Annotated in this window: 10 protein-coding genes and 1 tRNA gene; 9 read left to right on the forward strand and 2 right to left on the reverse strand. The window is 64.5% G+C overall.

Features of this window, described 5'->3' with window-relative positions; genetic code table 11:
- The first annotated feature begins 215 nt into the window (after window positions 1-215).
- From DBR22_RS23145 to pyk, 8 genes are all read left to right on the forward strand, one after another.
- Window positions 216-503: an HGxxPAAW family protein gene (locus DBR22_RS23145; RefSeq protein ID WP_108600898.1), complete on the forward strand. Its 288-nt coding sequence runs from the start codon at window positions 216-218 to the stop codon at window positions 501-503.
- A complete protein-coding gene (gene trpC / locus DBR22_RS23150) occupies window positions 503-1,324 on the forward strand; it encodes an indole-3-glycerol phosphate synthase TrpC (RefSeq protein ID WP_108600899.1) in 822 nt (273 codons plus the stop codon). Before DBR22_RS23145 ends, trpC begins: the two co-directional genes overlap by 1 nt.
- A gap of 74 nt (window positions 1,325-1,398) precedes the next feature.
- On the forward strand, window positions 1,399-2,712 hold the full coding sequence (gene trpB, locus DBR22_RS23155) for a tryptophan synthase subunit beta (RefSeq protein WP_108600900.1): 1,314 nt from the start codon (window positions 1,399-1,401) through the stop codon (window positions 2,710-2,712).
- The gene (trpA, locus tag DBR22_RS23160; RefSeq protein WP_108600901.1) at window positions 2,709-3,518 is read left to right on the forward strand and encodes a tryptophan synthase subunit alpha; all 810 of its coding nucleotides are present in this window, start codon (window positions 2,709-2,711) and stop codon (window positions 3,516-3,518) included. Before trpB ends, trpA begins: the two co-directional genes overlap by 4 nt.
- 5 nt (window positions 3,519-3,523) lie before the next feature.
- Window positions 3,524-4,678 (forward strand): prolipoprotein diacylglyceryl transferase, encoded by a 1,155-nt coding sequence (gene lgt, locus DBR22_RS23165; protein WP_108600902.1) that lies wholly within the window; start codon window positions 3,524-3,526, stop codon window positions 4,676-4,678.
- Window positions 4,679-4,942: 264 nt separating this feature from the next.
- The gene (gltB, locus tag DBR22_RS23170) at window positions 4,943-9,556 is read left to right on the forward strand and encodes a glutamate synthase large subunit (protein WP_108600903.1); all 4,614 of its coding nucleotides are present in this window, start codon (window positions 4,943-4,945) and stop codon (window positions 9,554-9,556) included.
- On the forward strand, window positions 9,549-11,006 hold the full coding sequence (locus DBR22_RS23175; protein WP_108600904.1) for a glutamate synthase subunit beta: 1,458 nt from the start codon (window positions 9,549-9,551) through the stop codon (window positions 11,004-11,006). Before gltB ends, DBR22_RS23175 begins: the two co-directional genes overlap by 8 nt.
- 84 nt (window positions 11,007-11,090) lie before the next feature.
- Window positions 11,091-12,584, forward strand: coding sequence for a pyruvate kinase (pyk, locus tag DBR22_RS23180; RefSeq protein ID WP_108600905.1), 1,494 nt, complete (start codon window positions 11,091-11,093; stop codon window positions 12,582-12,584).
- Window positions 12,585-12,683: 99 nt separating this feature from the next.
- Here pyk and DBR22_RS23185 read toward each other — a convergent pair whose 3' ends face one another.
- Window positions 12,684-13,289 (reverse strand): ANTAR domain-containing response regulator, encoded by a 606-nt coding sequence (locus DBR22_RS23185; RefSeq protein WP_108600906.1) that lies wholly within the window; start codon window positions 13,287-13,289, stop codon window positions 12,684-12,686.
- Window positions 13,290-13,493: 204 nt separating this feature from the next.
- On the opposite strand from DBR22_RS23185, the gene DBR22_RS23190 reads away from it, so the two are divergent.
- Window positions 13,494-13,575 (forward strand) — tRNA-Leu (locus DBR22_RS23190).
- Between the two features lie 938 nt (window positions 13,576-14,513).
- Here the strand turns inward: DBR22_RS23190 and DBR22_RS23195 are convergent.
- On the reverse strand, window positions 14,514-15,379 hold an 866-nt coding region (locus DBR22_RS23195; protein ID WP_219928162.1), incomplete at its 5' end, for an amidohydrolase family protein.

The raw sequence follows: 15,379 nt of genomic DNA on the forward strand, positions 1-15,379 counted from the left end.
ACTCAACACCAGCCACCGGCGGAGTCACAGCGCCGGCCGGTCCGGTGGACGAGATCGACAGCTGGGACCGGCTGTCCCGGGGCGACGATCCCACCTGAGCCACCCACCCGAAAAACATAAGCCACACCCCCGGACACGGCCGCGCAGCCGCCGATAAGCAGGCCGCGGCCAAAAAATGGCAGAATGTAAGCAGTATTCATCCCGAGGAGATTCACATGAGCAAAGCACCTGCGTCCGTATCCAAGTCAGGCACCCGAACCGTAGCCCCCGGCGCCGTTGACCACAGCCAGGAACTTGGCCACGGCAACAGCCCCGCGGCGTGGACCTGCGTGATCGTGATGCTGGTCGGCGCCCTCATTGCATCCATCGCGTTCGTGATCGCCAACACCCCGATCTTCATTGCCGGCGCGGCAGTCATGGTGCTCGGGCTCATCGCCGGATTCATCATGCGCAAGGCAGGCTATGGCGTCGAAGGCAGCAAGCTGAAGAACTCCGGCCACTGATGGCAACTGTTCTCGATGACATCAACGCCGGTGTCAGGGAGGATATGGAGGCCAGGAAGCGCCTCGTTTCGCTTGCACAACTGAAGGACGGCGCCGCAGCCGCGGAGCCTGCCCGTGATGCCTGGGTGGCCCTCGGCGGCACGGCTTCGCAGCGGGACCAGTTGAAGGTGATTGCCGAGATCAAGCGGCGCAGCCCGTCCAAGGGCGACCTCGCCACCATCGTTGATCCGGCCTCGCTCGCGGAACAGTACGCCCGTGGCGGTGCGGCCGTGATCAGTGTGCTCACCGAACAGCGCCGCTTCAACGGCTCCCTGGCAGACCTGGACGCTGTCCGCGCCCGGGTGGACACTCCTCTGCTGCGCAAGGATTTCACGCTCGATGAGTACCAGATCTGGGAAGCCCGTGCCCACGGTGCCGATCTCATCCTGCTGATCGTCGCTGCCCTGTCCGATGCCCAGCTCCAGGAGTTCAGCGCGCTCAGCCGTGAACTCGGCATGAACGTGCTCGTGGAGACGCATACGGAAGAGGAAATTGAGCGTGCGGTAGCGGCTGAGGCGCGGATCATCGGCGTCAACGTACGCAACCTGAAAACGCTCGACGTCGACCGTTCCGTCTTTGCCTCGCTCGCCGGCCTGATTCCTGCCGAAGCGCTGGTCATCGCCGAGTCCGGCGTGCGCGGCGTGGACGACGTGAGGCACTATGCGGCAAACGGCGCGAACGCGATCCTGGTGGGCGAAGCCCTCGTGAGCGATTCCACACCCCGTGAGCGGATCGCCGAGTTCACCGCGGCCGGCGCTGCCGCCATCGCTGCCCGGGCCTAGGCCCCAACCCGCCGGCGCTGGTGCCGGCGGCACAAAACTTCTGAACGATCAACTGGAACAGGACGGTGAGACTGATGGTTGACGCACCCTCAGACGCTGAGAACAACACTGCGGAGGCATTCCTGCAGGGCGGTTCGCTGAAGCACGCCCCGGGGCCGTATTTCGGCACCTACGGGGGACGCTGGATGCCCGAATCCCTCATCGCTGCACTGGATGAGCTCGAGGACACCTTTGAAAAGGCCAAGGCCGATCCGGACTTCGTTGCCCAGATCGCGGACCTGAACAGGAACTACTCGGGCCGCCCGTCGCTGCTTACCGAAGCCAAGCGCTTCGCCGAGCATGCCGGGGGAGTCCGCGTGTTCCTCAAGCGCGAGGACCTCAACCACACCGGATCCCACAAGATCAACAACGTCATCGGCCAGGCACTGCTGGCCAAGCGGATGGGCAAAACCCGCATCATCGCGGAGACCGGGGCCGGCCAGCACGGCGTCGCCAGCGCCACCGCCGCTGCCCTCATGGGCATGGAGTGCGTGGTGTACATGGGCGCCGAAGACTGCCGCCGCCAGGCACTGAACGTGGCCCGGATGGAACTGCTGGGCGCCACGGTGATCCCGGTGACCAGCGGATCCCAGACCCTCAAGGACGCCATCAACGAGGCGCTTCGCGACTGGGTGGCAAACGTCGGAAACACCCACTACCTGCTGGGGACCGCCGCCGGAGCCCACCCGTTCCCGGCCATGGTCCGCTACTTCCACGAGGTCATCGGCGAAGAGGCCCGCGCCCAGATCCTGGAACAGACAGGCAGCCTGCCGGACGCCGTCTGCGCCTGCATCGGCGGCGGGTCCAACGCCATCGGCATCTTCCACGGATTCCTCGATGATCCGTCGGTGAAGATCTACGGTTTCGAGGCCGGCGGCGACGGCGTGGACACCGGACGCCATGCCGCCACCATCACCCTGGGCAAGCCCGGAGTGCTCCACGGAGCGCGTTCCTACCTCATGCAGGACGACGACGGACAGACCATCGAGTCGCACTCCATCTCCGCCGGGCTGGACTACCCCGGCGTAGGCCCGGAGCACGCCTACCTGGCCGATATCGGACGGGTCAGCTACGAGCCCATCACGGACGCCGAAGCCATGGAGGCTTTCAGGATCCTGTGCCGCACCGAGGGCATCATCCCCGCCATCGAATCAGCCCATGCCCTCGCCGGTGCCATGAAGGTGGGCCAGCGGCTGGCTGCTGAAGCCGGGGACGCCTCAGAGAAGATCATCATCGTCAACCTGTCCGGCCGCGGCGACAAGGACGTGGCCCAGGCTGCGGAATGGTTCGACCTGCTGGACAAGGATTCACCGGAAGCCGAAATCGGCAAAGAGGGGGAGCAGCTGTGAGCACCGCGCAAACGGCCAGCAAATCGGCGGCCGCGATTGACAAGGCCCGCGCCGAAGGCCGCGCCGCCCTGATCGGTTACCTCCCGGCCGGCTACCCGGACGTCGAGCAGACCATCGCCGCCGGAATTGCCCTGGCCGAGAACGGGGCGGACCTGATTGAAATCGGGATCCCCTACTCTGACCCGGTGATGGACGGCCAGGTCATCCAGGCCGCCACTACCGAGGCGCTGGCCAAGGGTTTCCACGTGCGCCAGGTCTTCGACGTCGTCGCCGGCATCACCAGCAAAACCGATGCAGCGGTCCTGGTCATGACCTACTGGAACCCCGTGGTCCGCATGGGCGTGGACGAGTTTTCGCGCCGGCTGGCCGAGGCCGGGGGAGCCGGGCTGATCACGCCGGACCTCATCCCGGACGAGGCATCGGAATGGTTCGAAGCCTCGGACAAGTATGGCCTGGACCGGGTGTTCCTCGTGGCTCCATCCTCCACGCCTGAGCGCATGAAGCGCACTGTTGAGGCAAGCCGCGGCTTTGTCTACGCCGTCTCCATCATGGGCGTGACGGGTGCCCGTACCTCGGTCAGCAGCGCCGCCAAGGACGTGGTTGCCGCGGCACACCACGCGGGAGCCGAGCGCGTGTGCGTCGGACTCGGTGTGTCCACAGCAGCCCAGGTCCGTGAGATCGGGGCCTACGCCGAAGGCGTCATCGTGGGAACCGCGCTGGTTGCGGCCATCCGCGACGGCGGCGTCCAGGCAGTTGCCGACCTCACCCGGGAGCTCAGCACCGGACTCGTCAGGGAAGAAGCCTAAAACCAATGCAGACCCTCATGCAGGCTGCCGTTATGGTGCCCGCAAGCATCCCCAGCCCGGACTGGTCCGGTTTCGACATCCCGCTGCCGTGGGGGACCCTGCGGATCCACGCCTATGCCCTGTGCATCCTTGCCGGCATCATCGTTGGCCTGTGGCTGACCTCTGTCCGGTGGGCAAAGCGCGGTGCTCCCGAAGGCAGTGTCTGGGACATCGTCATCTGGGCCATCCCGTTCGGCATCATTGGTGGCCGCCTCTATCACGTGGTGTCTTCGCCGGACGCCTATTTCGGCCCGGGCTTCGACGGGACGGGTGACCTCTGGCTCATCCCGCAGATCCAGCGCGGCGGCCTGGGAATCTGGGGTGCCGTGGTCCTGGGTGTCCTCGGCGCCTGGATCGGCTGCCGCCGGTCCGGGGTCAAGCTCACAGCCTTCCTGGACGCCGCAGCACCGGGCCTCCTGCTTGCCCAGGCTGTTGGCCGCTGGGGCAACTACTTCAACCAGGAACTCTTCGGCGGACCCACCACCCTGCCCTGGGGACTGCAGATTGATGCGGACAACCCCAACTTCCCCGCCGGCACACCGGCGGACACCCTCTTCCACCCCACTTTCCTGTACGAGTCGGTCTGGAACCTCGTGGGTGTGGTGATCCTCCTCGCGCTGGACCGGAGATTCCACTTCAGGCGCGCCCGCCTGTTCTGGCTGTACGCCATGTACTACACCCTGGGCCGGGTGTGGATCGAAGCCATGCGGATCGACGAAGCCGAGCAGATCAGCCTCTTCGGCATCACCACCAGGCTCAACGTCTGGACCAGCATCTTCGTCTTTGTAGTTGCCCTCATCGTCTTCGTCCTGCTGGGAATGAAGGGGCGCCCCGAGCCGGACACCCCTTATCTGCCCGGCCGCGAACCGGCCGGCAGTGAGGCCTTGGAGGCTGAGGCGGCTGATGAGGCCGAGGTCCGCGATATGGACCCCGTTGTCTCAGATAGTGAATCCCGTGATAATCTCCCTGATAACAAAAACGGTTCCCGGGACCCTTCCGCCCCAACGGAAGTGGAAGCGGCATTAAGGAACGGCAACAAGCCCGTTCCGGAGTCGCCGGTAGCCGGAAATTTCGGCCACAAGGCCACGGAATCCGCGCCGGAGGCTGGCAAGAGCAAGTAGCAAGCCAGCACGGCAGGGTCGCAGAGTCACCGCTCTGAGCGCCCACACACCACAGCGTCGTGGCAACGGGGCCCAACCGGCAGCAGAGACAGGCTGGCCGGGTCAAGCCCGGGGCCGGATGCCTGCGTAACTGTTAGTTCAGCAGGCCAGCCTGGCCTACAATTTCCTGTAAATAACACTTTGTTGTGCCATCACGTCAGGCGCCGACGAGTGGGGCCAACGGTGTCCCTTCCATACGCACGATCTCGAGGAAGGACGTCTTCGATGACCCATCTTCATAGCCCACGTTGGTCCGAAAAAATAGGATCAGAGGGCCCCGTCTCTCCATTCAAGCGCTTCGCCGCGCTCCCGGAGGCACGGGGTCTGTACAACCCGGACCATGAAAAAGACGCGTGTGGCCTTGCGATCATCGCGACGCTCCGCGGCGAACCCGGCTACGACATTGTCGACGCCGCCCTGACCGCACTGCGCAACCTTGAGCACCGCGGCGCCGTGGGCGCCGATGAGGGCACCGGTGACGGTGCAGGGCTCCTGATGCAGATCCCGGACGAGTTCTTCCGGGCTGTCACCGAATTCGAACTCCCCGCACCCGGCCAGTTTGTGGCCGGCACTGCCTTCCTGCCCGCCGAAAAGCGCGAAGCCGATGCCGCCAAGGCCGGCATCGAAGGGCTCGCCGCTGATGAGGGCCTCACCGTCCTGGGCTGGCGCGAAGTACCCATCGTCGCCGATCTCGTGGGCGCCATGGCGCGTGCCTGCATGCCGTACTTCTCCCAGCCTTTCCTGGCGGCGGCCAACGGCGAAGAGCTGGACCGCAACGAGCTGGACTCGCGTGCCTGGCGGATCCGCAAGCGTGCGCAGAACAAGTTCGGCGTGTACTTCCCGTCGCTGTCCTCCCGCACCATCGTCTACAAGGGCATGCTCACCACGGCGCAGCTCGAGCCGTTCTATCCTGACCTGTCGGACAAGCGCTTCAAGACCAAGCTGGCCATTGTCCACTCGCGCTTCTCCACCAACACGTTCCCGTCCTGGCCGCTTGCCCAGCCCTTCCGCACCATTGCCCACAACGGCGAAATCAACACGGTCAAGGGCAACCGCAACTGGATGCGTGCCCGCCAGTCGCAGCTTGCCAACCCGCTGCTGGGCGATTCCCCGGAAGAGCTGTACCCGATCTGCACCCCTGGTGCCTCGGACTCCGCTTCCTTTGACGAGGTCGCCGAGCTGCTCTGGCTCTCCGGCCGGCCCATCACGCACTCGATCATGATGATGATCCCCGAGGCCTGGGAAAACCACGCCACGATGGATCCGGCCCGCCGCGCCTTCTACGAATACCACTCGCTTCTGATGGAGCCGTGGGACGGTCCGGCCGCAGTCTCCTTCACGGACGGCAACCTCGTGGGCGCCACCCTGGACCGCAACGGCCTGCGCCCCGGCCGCTACTGGATCACCGAAGACGGCCTGATCATCTTCGCTTCCGAAGTTGGCGTGATCGACGTCGAAGCTTCCAAGGTGGTCAAGAAGGGCCGTGTCTCGCCCGGCAAGATGTTCCTGGTGGACACCGACTCCGGCCGCATCATCGATGATGAAGAGGTCAAGGCCGAGGTCGCTGCGGCGAACCCGTGGGCCGAATGGGTCAAGGACAACCTGATCGACCTCAACAACCTCCCCGAGCGCGAGCACGTGGTCCACACGGCCGCTTCGGTGAACATCCGCCAGCGGACCTTCGGCTACACCACCGAAGAGCTCAAGATCCTGCTAGGCCCCATGGCCCGCACGGGTGCCGAGCCGCTCGGCGCCATGGGTTCGGACACGCCGGTGGCTGTGCTCTCGAAGCGACCGCGCCTGCTGTTCGATTACTTCGTGCAGTCCTTCGCGCAGGTCACCAACCCGCCGCTGGATGCCATCCGTGAAGAGCTGGTCACGTCATTGACGTGTGCCATCGGCCCGAACGGCAACCTGCTGGACACCAAGCAGGTCCGCCAGCCCCAGGTCCAGCTCCCCTTCCCGGTGATCAACAACGACCAGCTCGCCAAGATCGCCAACATCGAAAACGCCGACGGCGACCGCGTGGCCATGAAGGTCCGCGGACTCTACCGCCCCGAAGGCGGCGAGAACGCGCTGCGTGCCCGCCTGACGGAAATCTGCGAGCAGGTTTCCGGCGCCATCAACCGCGGTGTGCAGTACGTCGTCCTCTCGGACCGCGACTCGAATGCCCAGTGGGCGCCCATCCCGTCGCTGCTGCTTGTCAGCGCCGTGCACCACCACCTGCTCCGCAGCGCCAACCGCACCAAGACCGCCCTGGTGGTCGAGGCCGGTGACGTCCGCGAGACGCACCACGTTGCGGTGCTGATCGGCTACGGCGCGTCAGCCGTGAACCCGTACCTGGCCATGGAATCCGTGGAACAGCTCATCAGCAGCGGGGACGTCGTTGGCGTCACCGCGCAGGATGGCGTCTATAACCTGATCAAGGGCCTCGGCAAGGGTGTCCTGAAGATCATGTCCAAGATGGGCATCTCTACCGTGGCGTCCTACACCGGTGCCCAGACGTTCGAAGCCCTGGGCCTCGGACAGGAGCTGGTGGACGAATTCTTCGCCGGAACGCACTCCCAGCTCGGCGGCGTCGGCCTCGACGTCATCGCCGCTGAAGTCTCCGCGCGCCACCAGATGGCCTACCCGGAGGGCGGCATCGAGCAGCCGCACCGCCCGCTCCTTGGCGGCGGCGAATACCAGTGGCGCCGTGACGGCGAGCCGCACCTTTTCAACCCTGAGACGGTCTTCCGGCTGCAGCACGCCACACGTGAGCGCCGCTATGACATCTTCAAGGCCTACACCAAGGGCGTGGATGACCAGTCCGAGAACCTGATGACCCTGCGCGGGCTCCTCAAGTTCAAGACCGGCAACCGTCCGCCGGTGCCGCTTGAGGAAGTGGAGCCCGTCTCCAGCGTGGTCAAGCGTTTCTCCACGGGTGCCATGAGCTACGGTTCCATCTCCCAGGAAGCCCACGAAACCCTCGCGATCGCCATGAACCAGTTGGGTGGCAAGTCCAACACCGGTGAAGGCGGCGAGGACGTGGACCGCCTGCTGGACCCGAAGCGCCGTTCCGCCGTCAAGCAGATCGCGTCCGGCCGGTTCGGCGTCACCAGCCTCTACCTGAGCAACGCCGACGACATCCAGATCAAGATGGCGCAGGGTGCCAAGCCCGGCGAAGGCGGCCAGCTGATGGCACAGAAGGTCTACCCCTGGGTGGCCCGGACCCGCCACTCCACGCCCGGCGTCGGTCTCATCTCACCGCCGCCGCACCACGACATCTACTCGATCGAGGACCTCGCGCAGCTCATCTACGATGCGAAGCGCGCCAACCCCTCGGCCCGGGTGCACGTCAAGCTCGTCTCCGAGGTGGGCATCGGCACAGTTGCCGCCGGCGTGACGAAGGCGAAGGCCGACGTCGTACTGGTCTCCGGCCACGACGGCGGAACCGGCGCCTCGCCGCTGAACTCGCTCAAGCACGCAGGTGTGCCGTGGGAGCTTGGACTTGCTGAGACCCAGCAGACCCTGATGCTCAACGGCCTGCGTGACCGTGTAGTGGTTCAGGTGGATGGCCAGCTCAAGACCGGCCGCGACGTGGTTATTGCCGCCCTGCTGGGCGGCGAGGAGTTCGGCTTCGCCACCGCGCCGCTGGTGGTGGAAGGCTGCATCATGATGCGCGTCTGCCACCTGGACACCTGTCCCGTGGGTGTTGCGACGCAGAATCCCGAACTGCGGGCACGCTTCACCGGCAAGCCCGAGTTCGTGGTCAACTTCTTCGAATTCCTGGCCGAGGAAGTCCGCGAGATCCTCGCGGAGCTCGGTTTCCGGAGCATCGAAGAGGCGATCGGCCACGCCGAGGCCCTGGACGCCCGCGAAGCGATCAACCACTGGAAGGCCGAGGGCCTGGACCTCGACCCGATCCTGCATGGTCTCGAATTCGATGATGACGCCCCGCTGCGCAACATGACCGGGCAGAACCACGAACTGGACAAGCACTTCGACCAGCGACTGATCACCATGGCCACCGAAGCCCTGACCGACCGGAGCCCGGTGAAGATCGCTGTTGACGTGATCAACACCGACCGCTCCGTAGGCACCATGCTGGGCCATGTGGTGACCAAGACGTTCAGCACGGACGTGCTGGCCACGGACACCATCGACATCACCCTGACCGGTACTGCCGGCCAGTCGCTCGGTGCGTTCCTGCCGGCCGGCATCACGCTGCGCCTGCTGGGTGACTCGAACGACTACGTGGGCAAGGGCCTGTCCGGCGGACGCATCATTGTCCGCCCGGACCGCACCAACGTCTTCAAGGCGGAGAACAACGTGATCGCCGGCAACGTGATCGGTTACGGCGCCACCAGCGGCGAGATGTTCCTGCGCGGCCAGGTGGGCGAACGCTTCCTGGTCCGCAACTCCGGTGCCACGGCCGTCGTCGAAGGCATCGGCGACCACGGCTGCGAGTACATGACCGGCGGGCAGACGCTCATCATTGGCCGCACGGGGCGCAACTTCGGCGCCGGTATGTCCGGCGGTACGGCGTACGTGCTGGACCTGGAGACCACGAAGGTCAACAAGGACGCGCTGCAGTCAGGCGAACTCCAGCTCCGTGAGCTCGACGCCGAGGACCGCGACATCGTGCACGGCCTCCTGGTCAAGCACCACGAGGAGACCGAATCCCTGCTCGCTGCCCGGTTGTTGGACAACTTCGACGACACGGCCGCCCGCATTACCAAAGTGCTGCCGCGCGATTACGCTGCAGTCCAGCAAACCCGCCTTGACGCCATCGAAGAGGGTCTCGACCCTGACGGCGAAGAAGTATGGTCTCGAATCCTGGAGGTGACCGGTGGCTGATCCACGCGGATTTCTCAAAGTACGCCAGCGTGAAACCCAGCCGCGCCGTCCCGTTCCCGTCCGCATCATGGACTGGAAGGAAGTCTATGAGGCCCAGGAAAAGGGTGTCCTGAAGGCACAGGCGGGCCGCTGCATGGACTGCGGCGTGCCGTTCTGCCACCAGGGCTGCCCGCTGGGCAACCTGATCCCGGAGTGGAACGACCTCACCTGGCGCGACAAGGGCGAGGAAGCGATTGAGCGGCTTCATGCCACCAACAACTTCCCCGAGTTCACCGGCCGGCTTTGCCCGGCACCGTGTGAGGCGTCCTGCGTGCTGGGGATCAACCAGCCGGCGGTGACCATCAAGCAGGTTGAGGTCTCCATCATCGACGAAGCGTTCGAGAACGGCTGGGTCACCCCGCTGCCCCCGACGCGCCTGACCGGCAAGACCGTTGCCGTCGTCGGATCCGGTCCGGCCGGGCTTGCCGTCGCACAGCAGCTGACCCGCGTTGGCCACACTGTGGCGGTATACGAGCGCGACGACAAGATCGGCGGGCTCCTCCGGTACGGCATTCCTGACTTCAAAATGGAGAAGGACCACGTTGACCGCCGCGTCGAGCAGATGAAGGCGGAAGGCACCCGCTTCCGCACCGGCGTCGCCGTGGGCACCGATGTGACCTGGGAACAGCTCCGCCGCCGCTACGACGCCGTGGTGATCTGCACCGGCGCCACCGTGCCGCGTGACCTGCCCATCCCGGGCCGCGACCTCGACGGCGTGCACTTCGCCATGGACTACCTGGTGCCTGCAAACCGCGTGGTGGCGGGGGAGACCATCGAGAACCAGATCAACGCCAAGGGCAAGCACGTGGTCATCCTCGGCGGCGGCGACACCGGCGCCGACTGCCTCGGCACCGCGCACCGTCATGGTGCCACCTCGGTGACCACCCTTGCCATCGGCAAGCAGCCGCCGTCGGAACGAGCAGGGCACCAGCCCTGGCCCACGTTCCCCACCCTCTTCGAAATGGCCAGCGCCCACGAGGAAGGCGGCGAACGCACGTACCTCGCCTCCACGGTGGAATACGTGGGGGAGAACGGCAAGCTCACCGGCGTGAAGGTTGCCGAGACGGAATTCGTCGACGGCAAGCGCCTGCCCAAGGCAGGCACCGAGCGGATCATTCCCGCGGACCTCGTGTTCCTGTCCCTGGGCTTCACCGGACCGGAACCGTCAGGGATCAACGAGCAGGTCAAGGCCAACTTCGACGGCCGCGGCAACGTAGCCCGCGACGGTTACTACATGACCAACACCGAGGGCATCTTCGTGGCAGGTGACGCCGGCCGCGGCCAGTCGCTCATTGTGTGGGCCATCGCCGAAGGCCGTGCCGCAGCGGCTGCCGTGGACAAGTTCCTCATGGGCAGCACCATCCTGCCGGCCCCGGTGGCTCCCACGGACCGCGCCATCGCCGTCCTCTGATCCGGCGTTTCCACGCTCCGGCGTTCGCCGCAGGTTCATCTCCACAACAACTTAACCAATGCAGCAAACTACTAGGGTAGGTATATGAGACGCGCTAAGATTGTGGCCACTTTCGGCCCGGCAATTGCCAGCTTCGAAAACACGCTTGCGGTGTTGGAAGCCGGTGTGGATGTCGCCCGGATGAACATGAGCCACGGCGATTACTCCGTGCACGACAACACGTATGAGAATGTCCGCAAGGCGGCGGCCCAGCTGAGCAAGCCCGTAGCGATCATGGCTGACCTGCAGGGTCCCAAGATCCGCCTGGGCCGGTTCGTGGACGGTCCCCACGTCCTCGCCGAGGGTGACACGTTCACCATCACCACAGAGGACGTGCCGGGCACCAAGGACATCTGCTCCACCACGCTGAAGAGCCTCACCGAAGACGTCAACGTGGGAGATGCCCTGTTGATCGACGACGGCAAGGTGGCGCTGCGTGCCATCGAGGTGGACGACGTCAAGGTTGTCGCCACGGTGACCGTGGGCGGGTCCGTGTCCAACAACAAGGGCATCAACCTTCCCGGCGTGGCCGTGAACGTCCCGGCGCTGAGCGAAAAGGATGAGGACGATCTCCGCTGGGCCATCCGCCGCGGCGTGGACATGGTTGCCCTCTCCTTCGTCCGCGATGCGACTGACATCAGCCGCGTGCACGAGATCATGGACGAAGAAGGCCGCCGCGTGCCGGTCATCGCCAAGATCGAGAAGCCGCAGGCCGTGGAGCAGCTGCACGAGATCATCGACGCGTTCGACGCGATCATGGTGGCCCGTGGCGACCTCGGTGTGGAACTTCCCCTCGAGGAAGTGCCGATCGTCCAGAAGCGCGCCATTGAACTGGCACGCCGCTGGGCCAAGCCGGTCATCGTGGCAACCCAGGTCCTGGAATCCATGATCGACAACCCGCGCCCCACCCGCGCGGAGGCTTCGGACTGCGCCAACGCCGTGCTGGACGGTGCCGACGCTGTCATGCTGTCCGGTGAGACCAGCGTGGGCAAGTACCCGATTGAAACCGTCAAGGTCATGGCCCGGATCATCGAATCCACCGAGGTCCACGGCCTGGAGCGCGTCCCCCCGCTGGGCACCAAGCCCAAGACCCGCGGTGGTGCCATCACCCGTGCCGCCGTCGAGATCGCCGATCAGCTGGAAGCAAAGTACATCTGTACGTTCACCCAGTCCGGCGACTCGGCACGCCGCCTCTCCCGTTTGCGCCCCATCAAGCCGGTGTTCGCGTTCACGCCGGTGGAGCACGTGTGGAACCAGCTTGCGCTGACCTGGGGCATCCAGCCGGTGCTGGTCCCCATGGTGGGCCACACCGACGAAATGACCGCCCAGGTTGACCGCAGCCTGCTGGAACTGGACCTGGTGGAAGACGGTGACCTGGTGATCATCGCTGCCGGTTCCCCTCCCGGAAAAGCCGGTTCCACCAACTCGCTGAAGGCGCACAGGGTAGGCGACCTCGCCGACACCTCACGTCTGGGCGAAGAAGGCGCGGCACCGAAGGAAAAGCTGGGCCCGTGGCCGGAAAAGAAGAAGAAGTCCTAGCTATCAGGCTTTAGCACAAAAGGGAGGATCCCCGCCGAATGGCGGGGATCCTCCCTTTTGCTTTGTGGCTTTGTTGCCTTGTTGCTTTGGGGCCGGCTGTTAGTTGACCTGGTTGATGATGGTCTCGGCGACCTCGCGCATGCTGAGGCGGCGGTCCATGGAGGTCTTCTGGATCCAGCGGAAAGCTTCCGGTTCCGTCAGGCCCATCTTGGTGGTCAGCAGGCTCTTGGCACGCTCCACCAGCTTGCGGGTGGCGAACTGCTCCTGGAGGTCAGACACTTCGCTCTCGAGGGCCTTGATTTCCTCATGGCGGGACAGTGCGATCTCCAGCGCCGGGATGAGGTCCGCGGGGGTGAAGGGCTTGACCACGTACGCCATGGCGCCGGCGTCGCGGGCCCGCTCCACCAGTTCCTTCTGGCTGAACGCGGTCAGCAGAACCACGGGGGCGATGCGGGCCTTGACGATCTTCTCAGCGGCAGTGATGCCGTCCATGACGGGCATTTTCACATCCATCAGGACCAGGTCAGGCTTGAGCTCCTCGGCCAGCTGCACGGCCTTCTCGCCGTTGTCAGCCTCGCCCACAACCTCGTAGCCCTCGCCGCGCAGGATTTCGATGATGTCGAGGCGGATGAGGGTTTCATCCTCGGCCACAATGACGCGGCGCGCCGGCTGGGACGTGGGGTTTGACTCCGTCTGTTCAGTCACGGGATCTCCTTGGAAAGGTACGGGGGAACATCACCATCTTAGGTGGGCCCGCGGCCGTACTTTGATCTGCATGGGTTGGTTGCGGCGTCGGCGGCGCGATTCTGGAATTCAGCCTATCTGCATGTAGAGTAATTCCGCGTACGTGAAGTGATCGCGTTGCTCACAATCAGCTGTGGGCGTACCCTGTTGCTCCATGTATTCCGCGCCCGAGTGGCGGAATTGGCAGACGCGCCGCACTCAAAATGCGGTATCGAAAGGTGTGTGGGTTCGAGTCCCACCTCGGGCACGGCATATCCCCTCGTCAGAGGGGTTTTTGCTTTAACGTGTTGACATAGCTTGTGGCGGCGTCCCTCTGACGCTAGGTGCGCGGGTTGTGGCCCGGCTGCCGCGGGGCCTATTCAGGTGTGTGGGTGGTCTCCGCATGCTGGGAAATGGGTAGGCGTCCTCTTTTCTTTCCTGTTGTGGTGGCCATGGTTAGCCATCACCCGTTCATGGCTGGGCGTTGTGTTGACGGCATGACTAGGGGTGACTTCTCTTCCAGCTTTCCCGTCGTCCAGCTGCTTCCTGCGGGCCGATTCAAGGCGGCTGCGGCTGATTTGTCCGGCCAAAGGTGGTGTGGACATTGTCCACACTTAAGTCTGATTTTTCGCGGCCCCTGATGTATGTCGCGGTCGCTGGTTCTCGGTCTATCTGGGTTTATGCCGCCAAGAGGCCTGAGTAACCTGACTGTCGGTCGTCACAACGTCCTCCTGAGCGGTCAGTGCTTGCTGTGGAGGGCGATCGCACCGGGCCAGTGGTTCAGGCGCGCCCCAGTAGGTCTTGTTTATACATAACCTTGCCGGTCGCCGCAGTTGCGTTCGATTCCGCTTTCCTCGGCGTTTACGACGCAGAGGATTCCTCTTTGGTGGCCAGGGTCCCCGACGGTCGTAGCAGATTAGTTGATGCCCGACAGTACGGCGACCGGATAAGTGTGGGCAGGAAGAATGCTTTCCGTGCTCATTCCATGATGTCGTTCACCAGTCATTGACACAGACGGACGTTTCCGACGGCGTCGGATTGGGATCTTGACGGTCCGCGGGGGAGTGTAGGAAGGCATGGCGAACCCTATTTTGACGTTTGGCGTGCTTCTCGCTGACGTCAGCTTGAGGTGTGCTCCATTCAACGAAAGGCGGGGTTGCAAAGCAGCGAAGGGCATAGCCTTTGCTTTGTGTTTGGAGGGGGCGTTTAACGCGAGCTCAGGTTCGGGAAGAGGCTGAGGGCATTTGTCCGGAAGGCATTTCGGACGTCGTCCTTCTTCAGGAGGCTCGTTTCTTCCAGGGCGCTGATGTTGCGCTCGATACCGGCCAGGCCACCGAAGGGATAGTCCGTTCCGAAGAGCAACTGGCTTGGTTCCACGAGGTCCAGGAGACCGCTGAGCTGGCGTGGGAACGGGTATCCGGCTCCGACTTCATAGTGCAGACGCCGCAGAGTGCCGATAACGTCGATGTCCCCGGGGTTTTGGCCTCCGAGGGGGAACAGGGCGGAGAAGCCCGCCAGCCGGTCGGCGACGGATGGCAGTGCTGCGCCGCAGTGGGGAACGATGATCTGGATGTTTGGGTATCTGTCCAGTGTTCCGCCGAGAACCAGGTCTGCGATTGTTCGCGTGGTGTCCAGGAGGAACTCGAGGACAGGGCGGGGGTAGCCCAGGGAGGTGTGTTCAAAACACGCCGGCGAGGTTGGGTGGATGAACAATGTCGCGCGGCGTCGATCGAGTTCAGCCAGGACCGGTTCGAACAGGGGGTCACTGAGGTAATGGCCATCGAAGTTGGTCTCCATGACGATGCCGTCAGCGTGAAGATTATCAAGGGCGTGGGCCAGTTCGGCGAGGGCGGCATCGACGTCGGGTAAGGGGAGGGTGGCGAGCAGTCCGAACCTTCCCGGGTGTTTTTGGACGAGTTCGGCACCGTATTCATTAACGCGTCTGGCCCATTCAACCGGGTTTTCGCCGAAGAGGACTCCTGGCGAGGTGATGGAGAGCATGGAAGTTGCGATGTCGAGGCGGTTCATCATCTCCAGATGCGCCTCAGCGGACCATTGGGGCAGGACCGGGA

The organism is Arthrobacter sp. HMWF013, from assembly GCF_003061105.1.
Taxonomy (GTDB): Bacteria; Actinomycetota; Actinomycetes; order Actinomycetales; family Micrococcaceae; genus Arthrobacter.